The organism is Cellvibrio sp. KY-GH-1 (genome assembly GCF_008806975.1).
Classification (GTDB): domain Bacteria; phylum Pseudomonadota; class Gammaproteobacteria; order Pseudomonadales; family Cellvibrionaceae; genus Cellvibrio.
Genome location: NZ_CP031728.1, coordinates 364,234 through 387,666 on the forward strand (window position 1 = coordinate 364,234; position 23,433 = coordinate 387,666).

Sequence of the window (23,433 nt, forward strand, 5' to 3'; positions counted from 1 at the left end):
TCAGGGCGCAATAAATTGTGCCCCTACGATGGGGTTTTGATTGTATGTAGGGGTTCAATTTATTGAACCCAATAATTGAACTCATTAAATTAATCCGGGATATATCCATGACTTTTACATTCGATTTTAACAATAAAAACATTTTAGTGGTCGGCGGTACCAGTGGCATAAATCGCGGTATTGCAGAAACGTTTGCCAAGGCTGGTGCGCGAGTAGCAGTAGTCAGTCGCTCGCAGGAAAAAGTTGATGATACGGTGCAATCGCTGAAAAATTACGGCGCCGCAAATGCCACGGGTTTTTCTGCTGATGTGCGCGAAGTGGACGCGATCAAAGCTGGTATCGATAAAATCGCCGCCGATTGGGGAAAACTGGATGTGGTCATATCCGGTGCGGCGGGAAATTTTCCGGCGCTGGCGATGGGTATGTCCCCCAATGGTTTTCGTTCAGTAATTGAAATTGACTTGTTGGGTACATTTCACGTTATGCAGGCTGTATACCCTCACCTGAAAAAGCCGGGTGCATCGATTATCAATATTTCCGCGCCGCAAGCTGAAATCCCAATGGCAGGGCAGAGCCATGTGTGTGCCGCTAAAGCGGGCGTGGATATGATTACCCGGACGTTGTGTTTGGAGTGGGGCGCAGAAGGTGTGCGCATTAATTCGATTATTCCCGGCCCTATCGATAATACCGAAGGCATGCGGCGTCTTTCACCCAGTGAGGCACTTCGCACAGCGGTTACCAAATCTGTACCACTTCAACGCTTGGGATCTACAGATGATATTGCCAATGCTTGCTTATTTTTGGCGTCGGATTTTGCGAGTTACATCAGTGGCGCGGTGATTCCGGTGGACGGGGGTTGGGCGCAGGGCGGGGCAGCGGTTGTAGGGGCCGGTTTAGCGGAAATGTTAAAATCCACGCCAAAGGCAAAATAGGTATTAAAAGCAAATTTTCATAAGCAAAATTTTTTCTCGCTAACCCGTAGAAATTGCAAACTGTTTCGCAATTCTACGGGTTTTTTATTTGGCAACCGGATTGCGTATTCAGTTGTACCCGTGCAAGCTGTTGTAAACAACAATAAAAATATAATCTTCCTGTAAATGAGATTCGTTATCTCGGCATTAACAATAAAGTCATTCGAAACCCTGTTTTTATTTCATCTTTTCTGTTTTTGAAGTTAGTCATTGTATTGACATAATTTTTCTTTTGACTGCATTTTATAAAAAATAGCTTGATAAGAGCCTGGTGGAACTGTCTTTTTTTGCGTGAAATAGAAATATAAAAATAATGTTTGCATTCAATCAATACCCCTGTCGATGGTGAGAGATAAGCGATTAGCAAGTGATTTTTTCATGTAAAAAAGCGCGCGCTACTCATTAATAACGACAAGACGTGCCGCTTTTTACAGTTTTGAGGCGGCACTAGATAAAGGAAAATAAGATGGGATATTTTGATAATAAATCTGCTTCACTTTTAAGAACCCTTGGGATTGCCGCTTTAGCACTTTCGAGCTCGCAAGCGGTGTTGGCCAATTGGACTGTTCAGGGCAGCCAATTAATTGATCGTAACGGTCAGCCATTTGTGTTTCGCGGAGTAACTATTGACCATACCTTGGCTCCCGAAAAAACCGTGCAAGCGATAAAAGATGTCGCGGCTACTGGAGCCAATGCGGTACAAATCGAATTTCCCATCGCATTTTATAATGGCTTCCCGCGTGAAGTTGCAGCCCAGTTGAAACAAATCGTAGCGGCTTGTAAAGCAAACAAGTTGATTTGCGTATTGGAATCCAATGATATTAGTGGGTATCCGGAAGGTACTGGTTCGCAATCTCCCGATATTTATGCTGGTTCATGGTCTTGGGATGATTTTTTGCCAGTCGTTGCCGGTCAGCAGGATTACATTATTATCGGTTTGGGCAATCAAGCGCTTGGCAATAGCGCGCCGGCTGCCGAATATAAGTCCCGTATGTATACCTATTTAAGCAACCTGCGTTCGTCCTTGCCCGGCTTCACTGTAATGGTGGATGGCAATTTGTGGGGCCAGGATGTTGATAAGGCGATGGTTTCTCTCGCGGAGGAAACTCGCGCTCCTGGAAACGCGCTACAAAACGTTATTTTTTCCATTGATATGTTTGATAAATACTCGAACCCTGAAACGGTTCGTGAATACATTGCGCGCTTCAAGGCGATTGGTGCTCCGTTAGTCATCGGTGGGTTTGCACCAACCGCTTATTATCATCCGAACTACAATGGCTCTATGCCGCTAGTGGTGCCACAACTCCCAGCCGCGTCCGTTATGCAATATGCGCAGGAAGCAGGCGTTGGTTATTTTGCATGGAGTTGGAGTGGTAATAAAAATTCTGCGCTTGATTTAGTGAGTAATTGGAACCCTGCGCAGCTAACTACTTGGGGTGATTTAGCACTTAACGGAGTCAATGGAATAAAAGCTACTGCAAAACCTGCCAGCATATTTAGTAGTACTAGCAGTTCGAGTAGTAGTTTCAGTTCGGCAAATCTTCCGCCGGTACCCGGCTTTAGTGTAAGCAACTATCCCACTACGTTCTGTAATGGGCGGGAAGCGGTTGGAATCATCAACGCAAATGCGGACGCAACTATTGACCCGGAAGGTGATGCATTCTCTTGTTCCTGGCAAATTAGCGGTGGTGCATCTACATCCGCATCAGCCTGTACTGCCAGTTTCCCAAGCCAAAATAGAATGTACTACCAGTTGACGTTGACGGTAACTGATTCAAAAGGTGCATCTGCACAATTAACGAAAACAGTTCAACCGTTTTACGTAGATTGTCCAAGTAGTTCAAGCAGCAGTTCTAGTTCAATTAGAAGTTCCAGCTCAATACCTGATGCGAGTCGCCCAAGTACTTCTAGCAGTTCTGTGCGTAGTTCCAGCAGCAGCTCAATCAGAACATCCTCTAGTTCTTCCGTTCCTCAAACGACAAAGGCGCAATGCAGCTATGTAATTAACAGCCAGTGGAATAATGGCTTCACTGCGGCCATTCGCATTAAAAATACCACTAGTACCGCGATCAACGGGTGGGATGTGAATTGGCAATATAGCGACGGTTCAAAAGTCACCAATTTATGGAATGCGACTTTGAGTGGTAGCAATCCATACACTGCAAAAAATCTGAGTTGGAATTCTACAATCCAGCCTGGCCAAACAGTTGAATTTGGTTTCCAAGGTACCAAGTCGGCTGCAGTCGCTAGCACTCCTGTTGTAACTGGCAGTATCTGTCAGTAAATCAAAATTAATTTTTGCAAAGCACAGGGCTTTAACAGCTCTGTGCATTTGTTAACTAATCAAAAGGAAATGCCATGAAAAAATTATTCAGCGCTCATAAATCAAAGATTGGAAAAGCTATTGCCATTTTAAGTGTAGGGCTTCTCGCAGCACCTGCATTTTCCCTTTCGCCACTTGCCCTCACTTTTTGGAAAGTGCAGGACGGAAAATTAATTGATCCGAATGGAAATCCGTTTGTGTTTAGGGGGGTAACCATCAATCACACCTTGGCTCCTCAAAAAACCGTGCAAGCGTTGAAGGATATTGCCGCAAAAGGCGCTAACTCTGCACAAATTGAATTCGCAATTCAGGGGAGTTTTCCCCGTCCCGTTGTTGCTGAATTACGAGACATCATTCAGACCTGTAAAGATAATAAATTGGTTTGCGTCCTGGAGCCCAATGACGGGAGTGGTTATTCGGAGACATTGAATTCGGTAAGCCCAAGCATTATGGCCTATTACTGGAGCTGGAATGACTTGCGCGAAGTGCTGAATGGTGCTCAAGGTCATATTATTCTTGGGCTTAGTAACCAGATTCTAGGAAATGTTTATTCGGATTTCGACTATGTTGTACGGATGGAAACCTATCTCTCAGAATTTAGAGCAAACTTGCCTTACGGCTTCATGATAATGATCGATGGAAATAAATGGGGTCAGGATAGCGATAAGGCAATGTTGCAATTAGCTGCCAGAAACCTCCAGCGAGGTGGCGATTATGCGAATATTATTTACTCCGTAGATATGTTTGATTCCTACACGACTGGGGAATCGGTGCGCAATTACATTTCGAGTTTTTCCGAACTTAAAGCGCCTTTGGTAATCGGCGGTTTTGCGCCTACCGCATATTATCATCCCTATAACACTAGCCCACGTCCTGCTGTGGTCTATGATTTGCCTGAAGACTTGGTAATGCAGTATGCGGAGCAGTATGGTGTGGGATACTTTGGTTGGAGTTGGAGTGGTAATGAAAATTCGGCTTTGGATATGGCGGTGAATTACAATCCAACAAATTTAACCCCCTGGGGAAAATTGCTGTTTGATGGCACGAGTGGTATTAAGGCCACTGCAAAACCCGCGAGTATTTATAACAGTAGTGCAAGTAGTATCACGAGTAGTTCGATAAACTTTTCTAGCTCCAGTGCGTCTAGTATAAGTGTAGTTAGTTCCTCCTACATGAGTTCGGAGCGAGCCCAACCGTCGAGTTCTTCGAGTTCGTTAATGTCTACTAGTAGATCCAGCTCGTCAATTAAGTCTAGCGTTTCTACCGCCAGTTCAAAGTCATCGTCTAGTTTGGCTGTCACGAAAGCGGTTTGTTCCTATGTGATAAATAGTCAGTGGAACAACGGTTTCACCGCATCTATTCGTATTAAAAACACGTCTACAACCGCTATTAATGGGTGGGATGTGAATTGGCAATACAGCGACGGTTCAAAAGTCACCAATTTATGGAATGCGACTTTGAGTGGTAGCAATCCATACACTGCAAAAAATCTGAGTTGGAATTCTACCATTCAACCTGGACAAACTGCCGAGTTTGGTTTCCAAGGTACCAAATCCGCTGCTACAGCGAGCGTGCCTGTAGTATTAGGAAGTATTTGCCAGTAATCATTAATCATTTTTCGGACGTGCACACAATGGTAAACCATTGTGTGCTGCCGGTTTTTTTAAAAAAGGAAATTCCATGAAAAGATTATTTTCTCACCGTAAATTATTACTTGTAAAAGCCATAGGGGCACTTGTCTTGGGGGCATCGGCTACATCTGCTTTTGCATTGTCGCCGGTAGCCTTAACCGGGTGGACGGTGCAAAACGGAAAGTTAATGGATCCTAATGGTAATCCATTTATTTTTCGTGGTGTGACTATTGATCACGGCCGTGCACCGGATAAAACAATACAGGCACTGAAGGATATTGCCGCACTGGGTGCGAATTCTGCACAAATTGAATTTCCATTAAATTGGACGGTTCCCTTTACTTATCCGCGTACGGCGGTAACCGAATTAATTGGAATTATCAAAACCTGTGCAGAAAATAAATTGGTGTGTGTACTGGAACCGAATGATGTTGCTGGTTTCGGTGTGGTAGATGGCGTCGCTAGTCCCTCCAACACGGCTTCTTTATGGGATTCAAGCGATATGAGAATGGCTTTGTCGGCACCTGGCGTGACGAACCATATTATTATCGGTTTTGGTAACCAACATTTTGGTCATGGCACAGAACAATTTTACAGAGACACAGCCCAGAGCTATACCCATGGGATACTAAGTTCGTTACCGCCGAATTTTATGATAATGCTAGACGGAAGCGATTGGTCGCAGGATACCACCAAGGCAATGCATTATGTTGCACAGGGTATCAGTCAGGACAGTACATTAAAAAATCGTGTGATTTTTTCTGTGGATTTTTTTGATGATTATCAATATCCGGAAAAAGTACGTGATTACATAGCCAGTTTTGCGGAAATTGGTGTTCCACTGGTTGTTGGTGGATTCGGCCCAGCGCCTTATTACCACCCGTTCAATACGACTATTCCTGTGCAACTAAATGCACCGCAATTGCCGGCTGCCTCAGTTATGCAATATGCGCAGCAATATGGAGCTGGCTATTTTGGATGGAGCTGGAGTGGTAATGAAAATTCTGCATTGGATTTGGTTGCTAATTGGAATGCAAATGCTCTGACCAATTGGGGTAATTTATTATTTAACGATGTGAACGGCATTAAAGCAACTGCTAAGCCAGCCAGCATTTTTAATGGTACTACCAGTAGCGCTAGCAGCAGCTCTGTTGCTTCAAATAACTTTCCTGTCGCAGTTATCGATAACGTTGCGATGGAGTACGTTCGCTGTGGAGTGGTTTATGGTAAGGCCTCCGCATTGCGTTCGACGGATTCTGATGGTGATGCGCTGAGTTACAAGTGGACTGTGAGCGGCCCCGAGAACTATACCTCTACTAACTCGGAAATTCGGTTTTCAATGTTTTGGCCATTGGTTGAATACAGGGTAAATCTGGAAGTGAGCGATGGAAAGGGTGGTGTCAGCGTAGCGACTACGGTGATGAAACATTCTTACTCTAACGTTTGTCCGCAGCCATCTTCTTCCGCATCGAGCCATTCCAAATCGACTAGCAATTCCTCAAGCTCTATTAGATCTTCCAGCTCAGTGCAAACCTCTAGTTCATCGCTTAGCTCATTGAATTCATCGAGGAGTTCATCGAGGAGTTCATCGAGCACTGCGGCGGTTGGCAAGTGCAGCTACATAATTAACAGTCAATGGAATAATGGCTTTACCGCAGCTATTCGCATAAAAAATACCACCAGCACTGTGATTAGCGGTTGGAATGTGAATTGGCAATACGCAGATGGTTCCAAGGTTACTAATTTGTGGAACGCCACATTGAGTGGAGCTAATCCTTACAACGCAAAAAACCTGAGTTGGAATTCAACTATTCAACCGGGGCAAACCGTTGAGTTTGGATTTCAAGGTACTAAATCCGCTGCCGCAGCAAGTATTCCTGCAATTACCGGCGCGGTCTGTGAGTAAATAAAATAAATTTGGCCTCACGTTGTGGGGCTTTTTTACGTTAGTTGAGAATTAACCACAAGGAAAAATGAATTATGAGTTCGTTATTAAAAAATTCGATTAAGCAATTCAAAAAAATCGGTCTGGGTTTGGCGGTTTTGGCCGTTACCCAATCAGCATATTGTGATTGGACGGTGCAAGGGAGTCAGATTATTGATCCTAATGGCACACCCTTTGTGTATCGCGGTGTGAATTTGGGAATATTGCCTGATGACGCATCGTTACCGTTTGTGATGAGCGATATCGCCTTTTCGGGCGCAAACGCAGTGCGCATTCCTGTGCAGGGTATGGGTAATGATCGTTTGACGCGGTATGTAGAGCAGTGTAAGCAAAATAGATTAGTTTGCGTACTTACGGATACCAGTATTTACGGTTATGGAGATAATTTTGGACCCTCGAATCAGTCAGATATCTTGTACGCATGGTTAAGCCGCAAGCCGGTTCTTGATGCCTATAAAGATTACGTCATCGTCGATATTGCCAGTGGCCCTAGCGGGAATGGTGGAAATCTTATAATGCAGTTTTACGAGTTTATCGTTGTGCTTTTACGGCTACAAGGCGTTACGAATCAATTAATGATTAGTGGTTCGAATTGGGGGCAGGACTGGAGTAACGAACTGCGCGATAATGCCGAGTACATACGTTCCAAAGATAGTTTGAACAATGTTATTTTTTCCGTGCATATGTATGAAGCTTATAGCGATCCCGCGACTATTCGTTCCTATCTGAAGTCTTACCTTGATCGTGGCTTACCGATTGTTGTGAGTGAGTTTGGCCCGGTTCGTCGCGATAGAACTAATGAGACCAGAAACCCCTATGTGAATAATACGGTTGCTGTAGATTCCATCATGGCGACGACTCAGGACTTGGGTGTTGGTTATTTGGGGTGGACCTGGAGTGGTTACACCACTAAATTTACAGATTTGAATATGTTTACCGCGTTTGACCCAAATAAGATTACTCCCTGGGGAACTCGCTTGATCGACGGCGAGAATGGCATTAAGGCAACGGCCAAACGTGCATCGCATTTTTCAGCAGGCAGCGCTTCATCGCGTAGCTCTTCCAGCGTGTCCAGTGAAAATCTACCGCCTTACGCGGTCATTACGGGTCGTGTTGTAAATCCTGCGTGTGGTTCGGCATTTGCGGAAATGAGCGGCGCCGATAGTAAGGATCCAAACAATGATCCACTGACTTATTCGTGGCAAGTGTATGACTCTTCACTTTATTCTTATCAAAATTTCACTGGAAGGGATTTGAATTTTCCTATTCGTTCAAACGTTGTTTATCAATTTATATTAGATGTGGAGGATGGTCGCGGTGGAAGAAGTACGGCGACTAAGGATATGAGCCTCAATTTCCCGAGCGCTTGCCCGCCACCGCCAAGTTCATCCTCATCGATGCGCAGTTCGAGTAGTCGTTCATTCAGTTCAAGCAGCAGTTCGTTTAGCTCGCGTTCCAGTGTCAGTTCGCGGCCGTCGAGCAGCTCGGTATCTTCACGCAGTTCATCCAGCGCTGGAGCGACCAAAGCACAATGTAGCTACGTTATTAATAGTCAGTGGAGCAATGGGTTTACCGCAAGTATCCGCATTAAAAACACCAGCAACACGGCGATTAATGGTTGGGACGTGAATTGGCAATACGCCGATGGCTCAAAAGTGACTAATCTGTGGAATGCTACCTTGAGTGGATCTAATCCGTATTCGGCAAAAAATCTAAACTGGAATTCTACGATCCAACCAGGGCAAACCGTAGAGTTTGGGTTCCAGGGGAGTAAATCGTCCGCTGCGGCTGCGGTTCCTGCGGTAACGGGTGCTGTGTGCCAGTAATCCCGCGTTAATATTAAATAACCGGTAAAGATTTTTAAGGTAAAAACCAAATACTGGATCAAGAAAAATTGCCCCGCACTCGCGGGGCTTTTTTTGTTCGAGCTATCGCAAAATTTACAGGTGTTTAAAGTGAATATTAAAAGCTGCTTTTGATTTGTACGGAGAATTGATATTTGTCGATTTCAGGGCCGCCATCGAGCGGGTAGGCAATATCAATATGAGTGACGTTGTGAACGTTATCGTCTTTACCACCGGTACGGGTTCCAGAGATGCGCAGCCCTACGCCGACACTGCGCAACGTTTGTTGAAAGGTTTGGGTGACCGCAGAGTTGCCCCATACGCGCCCCTCGTCATAGAAAACGGCGGCGCCCATATGAAACAGCGAAAGCCACTCTTTCTGGCCAAAAAAACGTTGTTCGACGGTGAATAGGCGCAACTTGTCGCCGGCTTGAAAGCGGGCAGGGTAGCCACGCAAACCTGTATCACCTCCAAGCTCCAGGGGTGTATCGATAAAAAGATTTTTACCGTAAGCCTCTTGCACATGCGCATAAAATTGCCCACGTTCAAAATTTTGCCAGTGGTAGCTCAGGCTAAGTTGATTAACGGATTGTGTGGTTGCACCTGAACCATAAAATCCGGAGCTGGTAAATTCACCTATCAATAATTGCTTGGCGGATAAAGAATAGGCGCGTGAGTAATCCACTTGCACCAAGGTTGTTTGGTCTAAAGCGGATGCGTTGGCATTGACGGTTCCAAGGCGAATTCGTAGCTCCGCGCCGAGGTTAATATCTTCTACGCGATTAATTTGTTGGATGTTGTTGGCTTCTATGAAGTGGTTGTTCGTGTATTGATATTCTGCCCAGAGTGTTTGGTAATCCCGGTCGTAAGGCAGCACGAATGGTTCAGGGCCGGTGATTGTCGGTAAGTTAAAAAACTCATCGTAGTTGTCGTCATAGCCAAACAACAGCCGATGGGTGCGCTGGTCGGTTGATTGGGGAAAACGAAAACCATAAAAAACAGAATAAGCATTACTGTTGTGTATAAAACGTGCCGCTTCATCTCCAGCGTTAAACAAGGTGTCTTCTCGATCAAAGTCCTGAATGGTTATTCCACTGCTCCAGGGGGTGCGAATAGATGCGAATGGCTTGGAGAAACTGAACAATTGTGCTTTACCGTCGCTGTTATCCGAGTAACCAAGGGATAATTGATTTTGGTTGCCGACATTGGGGTCGCGATACACAATTTCATCACTGGTACGTTCTTCAGTGGACTTGTGCTCTACCTTCACCGTTTTACCCAAACCCAAAAAATTTGAGTCATGTAAACCATAGCCATAATGGGTATTGCCGCCGGAGCGTGAATAGGTCAGCTTGGGCACCAGTGTCCAGACTTCTTTCACATCTACCTGTACTTTTGGAGGGGTAGACTGTTCGCCATTTTGTTCGACCAGCTTGACATGCGCGTCGCCAATAAACCGTTTACTGCGCAAGCGCCGTGCACTTTCGTCGAGTAAATGTTGATCCGGCACCTCACCTTCTTTGAAGGTCAGTTCCTTTTTTATGGTGCTTGTTCTGGTGTTGATATGTAGACGATTCACCAAACGAAACACCCAGTTGTTCTCGTCTGGATTGGATTCATCAAAGATCGGGTGAGTGTTAATTTCTATTTCTTCAATTTCCGGCATTGACGGCTTGCTTGCCGAAGATGGAGGTACATCACTGCCGTAGACGTTAGTGTTGATAACACTGGCTATCACCACTGAAAGGGTGAGTGGAACTAACGCCCCGATTCGCTCTGTAGACATAATAACCCTGTTATTCGCGCGCATTTATACGGAGATTATAGCCAACCCGGAAGATAGCGCCGGAGCATGCCTTAGAAATTGTTCAGGTATGTTTGATTATGCACGGGAAAACTTAACGCAAAATTAAGTGTTAGTGGCGGATGGGAAAACTCGAGAATTTACGCTTTTAGGGTAGATAGCTCGCTACACAGACGCAGCGAGCCAAGAGTAGAGTTATAGCTTGAATTGATCTTTGCCTTTGTCATCTTCGTCGATGGAAATTCGGATTGCTAGAAATTCATTGCCAAGTGCAACGCCTTTCACTTCAACGCGTTTGCCAAATGCGATGGCAAAAAAGCTGGCTGGGTTTATGGATTTTCCTTCCGCATCGCGATACTCGGTGTTTTCATCAGTCACGATTTTGCGCCCGAACAGGGTAAAAGAATCAGCGCTAATACTGGTGATAATACCTTCCAGTTCGCGCTCTTCGGGCTCATTGTCATCGTTATCTTCGCGTTCAATTTTGGTAGCGATAAAGCCGGTCTCATTGGAGTAGCCGGTAACTTCGACCGCATCACCCACTTGCAGGCTGGATAAATTGAAACGTTTAACCCGGCTACTGCCTTTGTCTTCATAGCGCGTAGCGATGGTAGTGCGAATGCTGGTTCCGTCCACTTCCAAGGTTCCGGTGACTATGCCAAATCCGGCGCTGTTGTTGACAGTAATATTGGTAATTTTGCCGGCAATTTTGTTATTGACTTTGTGTTCAAACTCTAACTCCTCGGCTAATAACTTTCCGTCGCTTGTCACTTTGCCGTCCACTTCAACCTTGATACCCGGCGCCAGGTTTTTGGCTTCACCATTGTCGTAACGGGTTTGTGCATTCGTGGTTACCTGCATTCCAGCAACTTCAAAATCCATTGCTGAAACAAAGCGTGTGATATATCCCTCAATCGATACAGACTTTATGTTGGTGGAAAATTCTGTGGCAACGCGATTGACTTGGGTGGCCAGGAATAATTGGTTGGTATCCTGAATTCCGCGAACGCTGACAAGCAAGCCATTGCGCAAATTCTGGTTCCCCAAATTCAGATTTGCGCCCGCGTAACTAATTTGTTGTTGGTTGAGTTGGAAGGTCATGTTCATGGTGTTTACATCGCGTACAAACCCTTGCAGCTGCTGCGATGAATTATCAGCAAGTTCAATACGCGTTGCGCTAATACTGCCGTCAGATGCCAGTGATCCGCTGACTAAAATCCGCGCACCCGGCGCTAACCCTTGCAATCCGCGCGGAACGATTTTCACATCAAAAATGGTGTCGTTGCTGATCTTAATTTCCTGATTCATTACAACGAGCGTGTTGCCAGTCTTGGTAGTGATTGTTCCAATAAGATTCGGTGTAAATTCAATTTTGTCGGCGCTGGCGCTACCGTCTTTGGCGATGCTGCCGATGAGTCTGACTTGATAGCCGACTTGCAGATTTTCTTCCATGGCCATATCACCATTGATGAGAATTTGCGCCTTGTCCGAGTTGTAGCGCACACCATTCACAATCACACTGCCGAAGCCATCGATAGTGCCTTGAGTGCCAGTCGCCACGGGCGCGCCGCTACCATCTATACCGGACACATCGCTGCCACCGGAGCCACCGCAACTCGCGAGTAGTAATACACAGAGCGATGCGATCAGCCGTGTTAGAAAATGGGTCATTGTTAAGCTCCTTTATCTGGCTCGGGCTGATTGGCGTCCACTGGAATGGTCTCCGGGGTCTCAGGCTCGATCAGATGACTAAATAAATAAGTGCCGACACCCATCCGCATAAATTCGTTGGTTGGTGAGCCGGGTGAATCGTTTTGTTCGTGTTCACTAAGCCATGCATCAATTTTTTCCAAAAATGCCTGACCTTCTTGCTCAACATATTCGCGAAATGCCGCAAGGGTATCGGGCGACATTTGGGTGTTACTCGCGCGCCGTTCAAATTGTAACGGTTGCTGTTTGTTGGCTTTGTATAAATTGTGGTGCAATGTGTTGCCCAGATCGCTGATGACGCTACCCGCACGTAAGAGCGCGCCGGGGTCAGATTGAGTGGGAACAAAATAGCGTTTGGTTGCAATGACTTTACCGTCAGCAACGTCTTCCACTACGCCAACCCGTTTTAATTCTTTTAGTAAGGCGCTGGCAGGAAAGTCGCCGCCGTAACGACGCACCAGCAGGGCAAAGCTCTGCTGTTCACCTTCGATGCCCAAGGGCAGGGGATGGTTCCCTGGCGCACAAAAATCCGGGTCATGGTGCCATGCGGAAAGTAGACGGGTGAGGCGATCCTGATGTTGTTGGTTGTGTTCGCCTTCGCGTGGATTGTTGAGCGATTCTTTAATGCGGGAGACTTCTTTGCGGTCGATGCCTGTAAGTATAGCCACGCGGGAAAGATTGGTTTGGCGACCACGCAAGCCGAATTCATCCGAAGCGACCTGGACATAGATTTGTTTGCAGATCGCGACCAGGTCTTTATGAGTAACACCATTACGCAGCAAAATACCGATGATCGGCTCCATCAGTTGCCGACATGCAGCTAAGGCTGTGTCTTTTGGAGTGCTCATAAATTGGTAACCGTACTACGTATGACTACTGCTACAGATGGCCTTTATAAGGGTGCCGCGAAATGTACCAGAAAAAACCCTCACAAAACGCTAATCAAAATAAAAAGCCCCCGCATACCCCTTGGGGTTGGTATGCGAGGGAAATGCTTAGTCGTTTATCTGGAGCTAATTAGTCCTCCAGTTCAATTTTCAGGGCGATGGCCAGTCCGTTTTGAGTAAGGCCTTTTACTTCAACTTCTTTGCCTAATGCCACCGCGAAAAATTCTTCCAGCGAGGCAAAACCTTCGAAACGGGTAAGGGCATTTACTTGAATCACTTGGCCTGCAACAGTAATGCTGCCGTCGCCAACCGCTTCAACTACACCTTCGACTTCCAGTTTCCAGTCTTTGTCGCCAAAGGCGTGTGGGTTGTGACGCTCAACACGAGTGGCGATGTTGCGTTCTGCCGTGGTCGCTGTGGCCGCAACTTTGTAGCCGCGCACATGGAGCGTATTGCCAGTTGCAAGATCTTCCAGATCGAAAAAGCGCACTTTGGAGCGGCTGCGATCGTTGAAGCTGGTGTCTTCAGTAACCTCGAATACCATTCCGTTCACGGTGAAGGTTTTAGTGGTCAGGTTGATTGCATCCACTAACCCTTTCTGGCTGATTTTGGCTTTGTAATTGAGTTTGATTTTTTTGGCGACCAGATTCTGGTTCGCATCCAGCTCGCCGTAGACCTTTACTTGGGTACCTTCTAACAGGTCATCGCTGTCGCCACCCTCAAAACGGGTACTTGTGGTAATCAAAATCACCGTTTCTTCGATAGTAAAGCTGGTTCCACTGATCAACTCGGTAACTGGGCCGCTAAGGGTTACGAGATCACCTTTTTCGTGGTCATCATCATGTTTGAAACCCAGGTGGCTTGGATGCAGGTTGCCAACGGCGACAAAGACATCGGCAGAAAAACTACCAATTACGCGTATTTTCAGCCCATTTTCGAGCGTCGCTCCACGGAGTGCAGAGAGAGTTGCCTTGCTGTAGTCCACCAAAGTGCCGTTGATGGTGAAAGTCATCGCTGTGGTATTCAGATTTTCAATGTCACCCGTCAGTTGGTATTTGTTGTTTGCCAGTGACGACTTGACGTCAATGCGGGTAGCGATGAGCTTGCCGTCGGCATCGGTGTAACTACTGACTTTAATAATGTCGCCGACTTTCAGTTGATCCACGGTGACATCGTCATCAAAAAAAGTGTCAGCGGTAATCATGATGGTCTGCCCAAGCGCGATTAGCGTGCCGGCGGTTAAATCGATGCTCGTGATCGGGCCAACCAGTTGCGATTCGCCTTCCAGCTTAGTGGCGGTGCCGTGAATGCCATCGCTATTTACCTTGCCGCTGATACGAACGATCTGGCCAATTTTGAGATCAGACTCAACCAGGCTCTCTCCGTCTATCTCGATGGAAGCACCTTTCACATCGTAGTGAACACCGTTGACTATTACGCTGCCAAAGCCGGTCACCATACCTTGGGTGAGCTCTGCCTGTGCTGTGGCATTGCCGGGTGTACTGGAGTTGTTGCTACTTGTACCACTGCCACCGCCACCACCACCACAGGCTGCCAACAGCAAGGTGAGTAGTACTGGGGAAAGTCGTAAATAGTTCATGATTCTTACCTCTTGCTTATTGCCTTCTCAAAATCCTGTCGGGGCCTCTCAAACCCTTCAGGTGGAGTAGGAAGTTGTTAATCTTCCATATTTGGTATTTTATTTACCAAATATGGAATTTGTTGTGCGTTAAGTCAAGGTTTTGAAAGTCATGGGTCACAAATAAAAAAGCCCCGGCGCGTGGCCGGGGCTTTGTGTGACAAGTGATGTGACGAGCGGATCTGACGAATAACTTAGTGGATTTTAATCAGGAACATCTTGGGCCACTGTTTACCGGTTATCCAGAAGGCTTTACGGGTTGGATCCCACGCAATCCCGTTGAGGACTTGCTCACTGTTATCCAGTTTGACCTGTGCTCTGAGGGCGGCAAGGTTGAGCTGGGCCAATACTTTTCCGGTGTTTGGATCAATTTTCAGAATCCGGTCGTCGTGCCAGATGTTGGCCCACAATACGCCATTCACATATTCCAGCTCATTGAGTTGGGATATTTCCTGCTCGCCATCGGTTACCGTCAGGGTTTTGGTAATGCTGAAATCCGTTGGCTGATGATAGTAAATTCGCGAACTGCCATCGCTGCGAATCAGTGCTTTACCGTCTGTGGTTAGGCCCCAGCCTTCGCCGTTGTAGCTCATACTTTTTTCGTAATTCAGTGTGGCTTTGTCATACACCAATAACGTTTTTTCCATCCAAGTCAGCACGTAGAGCTTGTTGTCCAGCAGTGCCAAACCCTCGGCGAAATATTGGCTAGGGATGGTTTGCTTTTTGGTGAAGGGGGCAGAGATTTTGGCCCAGGTGCTATCTGGTTCTGTAATGGGGTAGGTAACCAGCAGCGATTGATTGTAAAGGCCGCTGGTTTCATAAAACTGTTTGCCGTCAACCAGGAAGCCCTGGGTAAATAGCACTGGTTTATGCGTGCGTTCAGCAATTACTTCGTAGCTTAATTCGTCTGCGGCAAATGCGTTGCTGGCCCAGAGGTTGGTAATCAGGCTGCCTACAACCAAGAGGTTCGTAATCAGCCGCTGGCTGGTGCACAATAGTGTGCTGTAGAGGGATTTTGTGGCAATCATAGGATTTGCAAAGTTCTTATTTGAAAGGCGCACATCATGAAGCGTTTGCGGTCGTTTGTCAGTATCACCTTAATTGGTGGTTTGTTGGTCATTTTGCCGATTGTAATTTTCGCCTGGCTAGTAGATTGGTTGTTGGGTTTGGTGCACGCGTTAATCCAACCGCTCAGTTTGTGGCTTGTTGCGCAAACTACTTTTACTAATTACGTTGCCGATGCGTTGGGTGTGTTGCTGTTGCTATCAGGATGCTTCCTGATCGGTTTGTTTATTAAGACCAGTGTGGGTGAGTGGGTGCATGATCAGATAGATGCCTGGTTGACTCGACTTGCTCCTGGCTACAAAACCATTCGTGAAGTGGTATCCCAATTGCTGGGCGGGGAGGGCAATACCTCGTTATTAAAAGGTGATGTGTGCCGGGCTTACATTATGGGGCGTGCGGCGGGCGTGTCGGTTACCGCGATAGTCACGGCGAAACATGCTAATGGCGATTTCACTGTGTATGCACCGACTGCACCCATTCCTACCTCGGGATTTGTTTATCATCTCTCAGCAGAGTGTGTAGACATGTTGCCCCATGTCAGTGTGGAAGAGGCGATGCGGACGGTGATCGCCTGCGGCAGTGGCTCGCAGGTCATCTCTGAAATTCCGGATGGCGATGCGCAGCTTGAAAATTCCAAAAATGAAAAAGGCCGTTAAGCGGCCTTTTTTCTTTTTTGTTGGGTGTATTTAACGTTTTTTACGGCGGATTAGTCTTTTTTCTTCGCCTTTTTGGCGGGTGATTTTTCCGCCTTGGCCGGTTCACCTTTTTCTGCTTTCTCTACTTTTTCTGCTTTGGCAGGTTTGTCGGCGCGGGTGGAAATCAGAGCAACTTCAACGGGCGGCAAGCGTGGGTTTTCACCGCGCTCGCGGCTTTCCACGTAGTTCAATGCATCAGTTACCGCTTGGGTGACTTTGCGTTCGATTTCTACCATGTCCTGCGGCGACATAAAGAAAGTCATGTCCACGTCATGCCGGATGTAGCGCGGCGGCAAACGGTTTAAGGCAACGCAGGCAACATCGGCTAGAAAATCCCTGTCCCCCTGTTGTACCCGCTCGCTTTGGTCAAAGACCTCCTGAACTACCAGTCGCTCATAATAGTTATGCAGAAAATCCACTTCATCTTCCAGAACATAGGTGCGGTTAGTCAGCATGGAACTGCCTCTCTTTGGCTATTTTAGTGGGATGCTAAGGAGTATAGACGCTACTAACGCTTATTCTTGATCAAATCTCTAATTAAGAAGCGGGCCGGGTTCAACGCATTTACCAGCTCGCTCGCAAGCGGTTGCGGCTCCTGGTTGATGTGGGCCGCGAGTATTTCTGCGCACAGGGGGGTATATGCAAGCCCGCGTGAGCCGTGGCCGATATTGATGTACAGCCCGGGTAAGTACTTTCCTGTTTCTTGCACCGATGCCCGTGCATTTTTACGCAAGGGGGCAAAACTGTGCAGGGTGGCGGTTTCATCAGCTACCGGGCCAACCGCCGGTAAATAATCGGGCAAGGTGCAGCGGAAGGCGACCCTGCCATCCAGTGCACTCACATCCAGATTTTTCCAGTCATCCATTAACTCCGGCAAGGGCGCGCGCAAATTCTCCAGATTAGTCTGGTGGTCTTGCGTGCGTAGTTCTCTGGATTCCTCTTTCAAATTAAAGGTTGCGCCGGTGCAGTGAAACCCCGCGCGCGCCGGGGCTATGTAACCTTCGCTGCAGATAACGGTTTTAATTGGTTCACTCGACGCGGTAGCAGGTAGATAACTGATTTGTCCGCGAATAGATTTAATTGGCAAATGCTGCGTCTGTGCGAACGCCTGTGTGTCACGTGCCGTGGCGATAATTACGATAGGCGCATGTAATTCGGTGTTGCTATTAACGCACCACATACCATTGTCGTGCTGAATATTTTGCACCTCGCATGCACAGATTAACTGGATAAGCGGGTGATCAATCAGTTGTTCGCAAAGTTGCACGGGGCTAATCCAGCCCGCATCAGGGAAATAAAGTCCGTCCTGGCTCAAGGGTATTCCGGCAAGATCGCTTGCTTGTTTTGCCGTCACAAATTGCACGAGTTCCGTTGCAGTGGAAAATTTTTCACGCAGTTGTGTATGTAGTAGTTTTTCAGCATCGTCATGCGCGAGTTGCAATACGCCGGTTTGATCGCCAATAACTGGCCAGCGCGTGGCGTAAAACGATTGTGCAAATTGCAAGCTGGTTAAATTGAACTCTGCTTGAGCTTCTTGCTTGTGCGAGAGTTTTGCATAGAGCACACCTTGCGGGTTGCCCGACGCTTCTGCGGCAATATTATTGCTGCGTTCAAGCAAGGTAATTCGCCAGCCGCGCTCGGCCAATGCGCGGGCACTAGTGCAACCGGCAAGTCCAGCGCCGATAATGATTGCATGTTTTTCACGTGGGTTTACCGGGGTGCTATTAATTACCCAGGGTAAAGGGAACTCGGAGAAGCTTTTATAAAAGGGTTGTGGATAAAAATTATCGTTGCAGCTATCAGGAAATACAGCGGTGAGCATGTCACGTTTGCGACCAAAGCCGGCGACTTTCTGTAACCTGAAGCCAGCGAATTTTAACCCTTTTTTTACGATCGATGCCGCACTGAATGTTGCCGCTGTGGTGCCTGCCTTGCTTAATTGATGAATGCGAGAGAATAAATCTTCACTCCACATCTGCGGGTTTTTTGACGGAGCAAATCCATCCAAAAACCAAGCGTCAACTTTAGTGGAATATTGTGCGTAAAGCGGATCGGTAGTTGCGAGTAATTGTGCAAATCCGCGCGCGGCATCATTAATAATCAAGGTGAGCTTGATGCGTCCATCCATGAAGGATAGCCGGTGAAATCCTTCGCCTACAATGCAGGGGTAAGCATCGACAAGTTGTTGTGATAGGTTCTTTAGCTCAGGCCAAAGCGCTAACGCGCGGTGCAAATCACTTTTGCTCAATGGAAATTTTTCCACGGTCACAAAGTGCAGCTGCGCACCGGCCGGAGCCGTATCTAACCACAACGCCCATGCAGCCAAAAAATTCAAACCGGAACCAAAGCCCGTTTCGGCTATTACAAATTTTTCAGAGTGCTTTAATTGTTGCCAGCGTTCAGCAAGTTGGTTGTGGCGCAAAAAAACGTGGCGTGTTTCTTCCAAGCCATTGGCACGGGAAAAATAAACGTCCCCAAATGCGCTGGATAAAGGTTGCCCATCCGCATCCCATTCCAGTTGAGCGTAGCGGATATGATCGGGATTTAGTTGGGCGCTCGGTTGCTGATCACTCACAGACCGAATTCTTCCAAGACTTGCGCACACCATTCCTGAATGCGTGTATCGCTTAATTGAAATTCGTTTTCTTCATCCAATGCCAAGCCAACAAAATAATTGCCATCGGGTGTCAGGGCTTTGGAACCTTCAAATTCATAACCGGAACGCGGCCAGTAACCGCAAGGTGTCGCGCCGCGATGAACTAATTTGCTGTGCAAATAGCCCATGGCGTCCAGGAACCATTCGGGGTAACCCACCTGGTCGCCCAAACCATAAATCGCAATTTTTTTCCCGGCGAGTTCCAATGAATCCAGATCGTCCCAAATCTCTTCCCAGTCCTCCTGCAATTCGCCGTAGTCCCAGGTGGGGATGCCGAAAATCAGATAATCGTAAAACTGGGTTTGGATGATCGGTGTTTCAGCGATATTAAAAAAATCCACACGTTCTTCACCGAGACATTTGCGAATTTTCTCGCCCGCCATTTCGGTATAACAGGTGGAGCTGCCATAGAACAGGCCGATGATGTTGGTTTCACTCATAGCAAATACTTAGGTTGTTAAATCAGGCTTGCCCAGGTTTTTATCCAATTGCGAGCGAGGGTTGCCGGATCATCTCCGCTACAGGCATCTAATATCAGCGGCTCGCCAACGCGAATTGCGCCCAGGTCCTCAAAGGCGGTATCCAACGCTTTGCCCGCTTCATTAAAGGTGGTGTAACTGCTATCCGCCAGATTAATCACGCCATAGCGGCGTCCTGCGATACGTGGGAAGTCGCGCGTCAGGTGCAAATACAGTGGCTGGATGTTATCGGGTAATTCACCGGAGCCAGTGTTGGAGTGGCAAAGCAGGATGATCTCGCTGGCATCGTACGCTAGGTCTTCTGCGCGGGGATAGGTGTTCAAGGATACATCGTGGCCGAGCGCGCGCAATTCATCGCCAACCAACTCGCCCACTTGCTCGGCACCGCCGTAAACGCTGCCGATGAAAATCTGGATTTTGCTCATGCTTACGTCTCTTAGGCTGTGCCGGCCAATTGGTCAGCAGGCGGTGTTAAATAGAAAGTGCGCCAGCATACCCTAATTGGCGCCATGCTTCATAAACCATCACCGCCACCGCGTTGGATAAGTTCATGCTTCTACTATTTTCCACCATGGGAATGCGCAAAACCTGATCAGCCGGCAGGGATTCGCGAATGCTCGCGGGAAGTCCCCGCGATTCAGGGCCGAATAAAAGATAATCACCCGACAGGAATTGCGGAGCACTGTGAGCGCGAGTGCCTTTTGTGCTTAAGGCGAAAATTCGAGCAGGTTGCTGCGTTGCTAAAAATGTCTCCCAATTGGGGTGGATGCGCACATCCTGTGTTTCTGCATAATCCATTCCGGCGCGCGTTACGCTTTTTTCATCCAGCTTGAAGCCCAGTGGCTCGATCAAATGCAACTGGCAACCGGTGTTGGCGGCCAGCCGAATTATATTACCGGTATTGGGCGGAATTTCCGGCTCGAAAAGAACTATGTTCAGCATTTGGCGTTTTCACCTTTTATGGTCTATGTTCTTTGGTAAACGTTATGTTTCCGACGCCAATTATAAGCAAGAGTTATTAAATCACTTGCACAATTTTTTGCCGGCGAGCTACACAAATTACCTCAGCAATTGGACACGAGAGCCAACTTTTGAATGCTATTGCGGAAAAAATAACCAGGGTTTTGCGCGGTTCAAAACGTCAGAACCAGATAATCGGGGTGGATTTTACCGCTGAAGGAGTTGCTTTCGCCCATATTCAGCGTTTGGCCACGCAGCAACCCTTATTAGCGCACTGCGATTTTCTCCCTGTTGAGCAAGGCATAGCGCCTGCAGACTTATTGCGCGCACGCCTCACAAAGCTGGGCCTCCTGGGCGTGCCCTGCAATCTGGTGATGGGCTCCGGAAATTATCAATTAATTCTCGGTGAAGCGCCCAAGGTTCCGCAAGAAGAGCTCGCCGAAGCATTGCGTTGGCGTGTGAAAGATCTGGTGCAATTTCCGATCGCAGAAGCAATTATTGACGCGTTCTTTTTACCCGAGGACAGTGCCCGCGGTGGCAACCGTATGGCCTATGCGGTGATCGCCCAGCGTAGACAGGTTGAAGCTCAGGTCGGCTTGGCGCGCGCCGGTGGCCTTGAATTAAAAAATATTGATATTCCTGAATTGGTTTTGCGCAACCTCGCTGAAACCTGTTGCGATACCAAGCGCGGTGTTGCAATTGTGAAATTGCAGCAGGGCGGTGGTAGTTTGCAAATTATCCGCGACGGTAACCTTTATTTATCGCGGCAATTTTCGCTCTCGTACAATGCAGGTTTGTTGGATGATTTACCAGGAGACGCGCTGGTTCTGGAGCTGCAGCGCTCGCTGGATTATTTTGAGCGGCAAATGCGTCAGGTTCCGCCGAGTCACGTGTACCTCTGTGGCGAAAATGTTACCGCCGATAAAATCACCGAAGATATTCGCCGTTCTGTTGCGGTTAGCATCAATTTGCTCAATCTTGAAATTGGTTTGCAATTGGCCGAGGGGATACCTGAACACAGTTTGTCATTGTGTCTGCATGCGATAGGTGCTGCACTGCGTCAGGATACGGTGACCTAACATGCAGCAGATCAACTTATACCTGCCCGAATTTCAACCCAACCGCGAACCTTTACGTAGCGTTCATATGCTTTGGGGCGTGGGGGTATTTGTGGTGTTATTAATTGCCACCAGCTATTTTTCTGCGCAGGGTAATCGCGCGCGCACCGCTGAAATTGCCCAGCGGCAATTACAACTTGAACAAATAAAAATCCAGCTTGCACAACTCGAGCAACAAAGACCCACGAGCAATCTCGCGGAGCTCGATGCTCAATCATTGCAGTTGGCTCAGGAATTAAGCCGGCGCGAGCAAATCTATCAAGTTATTGCTAACAAAAACCTCGGCAATAACACGGGATTTTCTACACATTTGCAGGCGTTGGGGCGCCAATCGTTAGATACATTGAGCCTGCAAGCATTTTCGCTGTTGGCGGGTGGCAACTATGTGGAATTTGCGGGTAAAGCTAGCGCAGTTGATCAAATTCCATTGTATGTTCAACGTTTGCGTTCGGAATCAGTTTTTTCTCAATCTGCATTTGGCGTATTGAATGCAGAGCCACAACAAGATGAGCTTGGTGTGTTTGATTTCTCTCTGGCAAAACAATTGGAGGGGAAAAAGCAGGAGGAGTCCAAAACCGCAGTACAGATGCTGATGGAACTGAATGCCGCAGCGAAAGATAAGTCAGCGTCAGTCGCGGGGCAGAACTAATGGCGAATGTTGCGCAGCAATTAATGGAAAAAATCGATGCTCGAGTAATTCGCGAGCGCGGTCTAATTTTCGTTACCTTACTGGCCGTGGTTTTTTTGCTTTGGAGTTTTCTGTTGCAAAATCGTTTTGACGCTGAGCGCAAAAAGCTCGTATCGCAAGAACAGCAGATTGCCAGCGAGCAAAAAACCCTGGAAGGACGCATCACAGAGTTAACTCTGGCAATGGCAAGCGATCCCGCCATCGCACGCAAAAATGAAATCGCACAACTAAATCAACAGATAGTCGATGTCGAGTCACGCTTGTCTGGACTATCGCAGGGGCTGATTAGCGCCGCACAATTGCCTAAGGCTTTGGAAGATGTTTTGCAAAAAACATCCGCGATAGCTGTGCAGCAAGTTCGGACTTTGCCAGCCACTGAACTACGGCTCGCGGCGAAGGTGGTTCCTGGCGCTAACGGAACTACCAACGTGGAAGAGGGAGGTACGGGAGTTTACAAGCACGGCATGTTAATTCGTGTTTCAGGCAGTTATCAGCAATTGCTCGAATTGATGCGTGAAATAGAGGCCTTACCTTGGCGATTTTATTGGGAGTCTCTCGATTATCAAGTCACTAACTATCCCGACGCTACTATTGATATTCGCGTATTTACACTGAGTTCAGAGGAGGGCTTGTTAGGTGTATAAACGTTACCTAAGCCCGATGCTGATTTGTATTGGTGTAGCTTTTTTTAGCGCGAACTTATCGGCCCAAAACGAGGCGGATACCAATGAGGTGCGTGATCCAACAACACCGCTTGGACATTCAGTTGCATATGTAGCGGAAGAGGTTGAGCAAGTGTTGGAGCTAAATTCAGTACTTATCAGCAATCAACGTAAATTAGCCATCATCAATGGTGTCAGTTTGCGAGAAGGTCAAAAAGTTCCGGGCGTTAATGGGATTAGCATTCAAAGTATACAGCCGCAAAAAGTGTTATTGCGGCAAGGTGATAAAGTTTGGGCAATAAATCTATCGCCCAGGATAAGACATTAATCGATGCAGGATTTAATTGAGGCAGTGA

20 protein-coding genes are annotated in these 23,433 nt (G+C 47.3%); 10 read left to right on the forward strand and 10 right to left on the reverse strand.

Translation table 11 applies throughout. The features are described from left to right. Window positions 1–107 precede the first annotated feature (107 nt). From D0C16_RS01410 to D0C16_RS01430, 5 genes are all read left to right on the forward strand, one after another. Window positions 108–932, forward strand: coding sequence for an SDR family oxidoreductase (locus tag D0C16_RS01410; protein WP_151030671.1), 825 nt, complete (start codon window positions 108–110; stop codon window positions 930–932). 505 nt (window positions 933–1,437) lie between these two features. Beyond that, a complete protein-coding gene (locus tag D0C16_RS01415; RefSeq protein WP_151030672.1) occupies window positions 1,438–3,255 on the forward strand; it encodes a cellulose binding domain-containing protein in 1,818 nt (605 codons plus the stop codon). A gap of 74 nt (window positions 3,256–3,329) precedes the next feature. Beyond that, window positions 3,330–4,898 carry a cellulose binding domain-containing protein gene (locus tag D0C16_RS24320; protein ID WP_151030673.1) on the forward strand — a complete coding sequence of 523 codons (1,569 nt, stop codon included), beginning with the start codon at window positions 3,330–3,332 and terminating at the stop codon, window positions 4,896–4,898. A gap of 76 nt (window positions 4,899–4,974) precedes the next feature. Continuing rightward, entirely contained in the window at window positions 4,975–6,831 is a 1,857-nt protein-coding gene (locus tag D0C16_RS01425; RefSeq protein ID WP_151030674.1) for a cellulose binding domain-containing protein, read from the forward strand. A 74-nt stretch (window positions 6,832–6,905) separates the two neighbouring features. Then, window positions 6,906–8,696: a cellulose binding domain-containing protein gene (locus D0C16_RS01430; RefSeq protein ID WP_151030675.1), complete on the forward strand. Its 1,791-nt coding sequence runs from the start codon at window positions 6,906–6,908 to the stop codon at window positions 8,694–8,696. A gap of 136 nt (window positions 8,697–8,832) precedes the next feature. Here D0C16_RS01430 and D0C16_RS01435 read toward each other — a convergent pair whose 3' ends face one another. The 5 genes from D0C16_RS01435 to D0C16_RS01455 all read right to left on the reverse strand — a co-directional run bounded on the left by D0C16_RS01435 (window position 8,833) and on the right by D0C16_RS01455 (window position 15,782). Then, window positions 8,833–10,500, reverse strand: a complete 1,668-nt coding sequence (locus D0C16_RS01435) for a hypothetical protein (protein ID WP_151030676.1) — start codon at window positions 10,498–10,500, stop codon at window positions 8,833–8,835. Window positions 10,501–10,713: 213 nt separating this feature from the next. Further along, window positions 10,714–12,189: a DUF5666 domain-containing protein gene (locus D0C16_RS01440; RefSeq protein ID WP_151030677.1), complete on the reverse strand. Its 1,476-nt coding sequence runs from the start codon at window positions 12,187–12,189 to the stop codon at window positions 10,714–10,716. A gap of 2 nt (window positions 12,190–12,191) precedes the next feature. After that, on the reverse strand, window positions 12,192–13,076 hold the full coding sequence (locus tag D0C16_RS01445) for a DUF6502 family protein (RefSeq protein ID WP_151030678.1): 885 nt from the start codon (window positions 13,074–13,076) through the stop codon (window positions 12,192–12,194). 169 nt (window positions 13,077–13,245) lie between these two features. Then, complete coding sequence (locus D0C16_RS01450) at window positions 13,246–14,715, reverse strand: DUF5666 domain-containing protein (protein ID WP_151030679.1); 1,470 nt, start codon at window positions 14,713–14,715, stop codon at window positions 13,246–13,248. A 233-nt stretch (window positions 14,716–14,948) separates the two neighbouring features. After that, the gene (locus tag D0C16_RS01455; RefSeq protein ID WP_151030680.1) at window positions 14,949–15,782 is read right to left on the reverse strand and encodes a glutaminyl-peptide cyclotransferase; all 834 of its coding nucleotides are present in this window, start codon (window positions 15,780–15,782) and stop codon (window positions 14,949–14,951) included. 36 nt (window positions 15,783–15,818) lie between these two features. On the opposite strand from D0C16_RS01455, the gene D0C16_RS01460 reads away from it, so the two are divergent. Further along, entirely contained in the window at window positions 15,819–16,475 is a 657-nt protein-coding gene (locus D0C16_RS01460; RefSeq protein ID WP_151030681.1) for a DUF502 domain-containing protein, read from the forward strand. 50 nt (window positions 16,476–16,525) lie between these two features. Here the strand turns inward: D0C16_RS01460 and D0C16_RS01465 are convergent, their stop codons facing one another. From D0C16_RS01465 to trmL, 5 genes are read right to left on the reverse strand one after another with little or no spacing between them, the layout of a single operon-like run. Then, window positions 16,526–16,969, reverse strand: coding sequence for a late competence development ComFB family protein (locus D0C16_RS01465; RefSeq protein WP_151030682.1), 444 nt, complete (start codon window positions 16,967–16,969; stop codon window positions 16,526–16,528). A gap of 53 nt (window positions 16,970–17,022) precedes the next feature. After that, entirely contained in the window at window positions 17,023–19,089 is a 2,067-nt protein-coding gene (mnmC, locus tag D0C16_RS01470) for a bifunctional tRNA (5-methylaminomethyl-2-thiouridine)(34)-methyltransferase MnmD/FAD-dependent 5-carboxymethylaminomethyl-2-thiouridine(34) oxidoreductase MnmC (protein WP_225318868.1), read from the reverse strand. Next, a complete protein-coding gene (gene fldB / locus D0C16_RS01475; RefSeq protein ID WP_151030684.1) occupies window positions 19,086–19,610 on the reverse strand; it encodes a flavodoxin FldB in 525 nt (174 codons plus the stop codon). The genes mnmC and fldB overlap by 4 nt, the downstream gene beginning before the upstream one ends. A 17-nt stretch (window positions 19,611–19,627) precedes the next feature. Then, the gene (locus D0C16_RS01480) at window positions 19,628–20,074 is read right to left on the reverse strand and encodes a flavodoxin domain-containing protein (RefSeq protein WP_151030685.1); all 447 of its coding nucleotides are present in this window, start codon (window positions 20,072–20,074) and stop codon (window positions 19,628–19,630) included. A 46-nt stretch (window positions 20,075–20,120) separates the two neighbouring features. Next, window positions 20,121–20,591, reverse strand: coding sequence for a tRNA (uridine(34)/cytosine(34)/5-carboxymethylaminomethyluridine(34)-2'-O)-methyltransferase TrmL (gene trmL / locus D0C16_RS01485; protein WP_151030686.1), 471 nt, complete (start codon window positions 20,589–20,591; stop codon window positions 20,121–20,123). A gap of 149 nt (window positions 20,592–20,740) precedes the next feature. Between trmL and pilM the strand changes: the two genes are divergently transcribed. The 4 genes from pilM to D0C16_RS01505 are packed head-to-tail and all read left to right on the forward strand — an operon-like array spanning window position 20,741 to window position 23,405. Continuing rightward, window positions 20,741–21,688 carry a type IV pilus biogenesis protein PilM gene (gene pilM / locus D0C16_RS01490; RefSeq protein ID WP_151030687.1) on the forward strand — a complete coding sequence of 316 codons (948 nt, stop codon included), beginning with the start codon at window positions 20,741–20,743 and terminating at the stop codon, window positions 21,686–21,688. A gap of 1 nt (window position 21,689) precedes the next feature. Then, the gene (locus D0C16_RS01495; RefSeq protein ID WP_151030688.1) at window positions 21,690–22,376 is read left to right on the forward strand and encodes an MSHA biogenesis protein MshI; all 687 of its coding nucleotides are present in this window, start codon (window positions 21,690–21,692) and stop codon (window positions 22,374–22,376) included. Continuing rightward, a complete protein-coding gene (locus D0C16_RS01500; RefSeq protein WP_151030689.1) occupies window positions 22,376–23,059 on the forward strand; it encodes an MSHA biogenesis protein MshJ in 684 nt (227 codons plus the stop codon). Before D0C16_RS01495 ends, D0C16_RS01500 begins: the two co-directional genes overlap by 1 nt. Then, window positions 23,052–23,405, forward strand: a complete 354-nt coding sequence (locus D0C16_RS01505) for a hypothetical protein (RefSeq protein ID WP_151030690.1) — start codon at window positions 23,052–23,054, stop codon at window positions 23,403–23,405. Before D0C16_RS01500 ends, D0C16_RS01505 begins: the two co-directional genes overlap by 8 nt. Window positions 23,406–23,433: the final 28 nt, after the last annotated feature.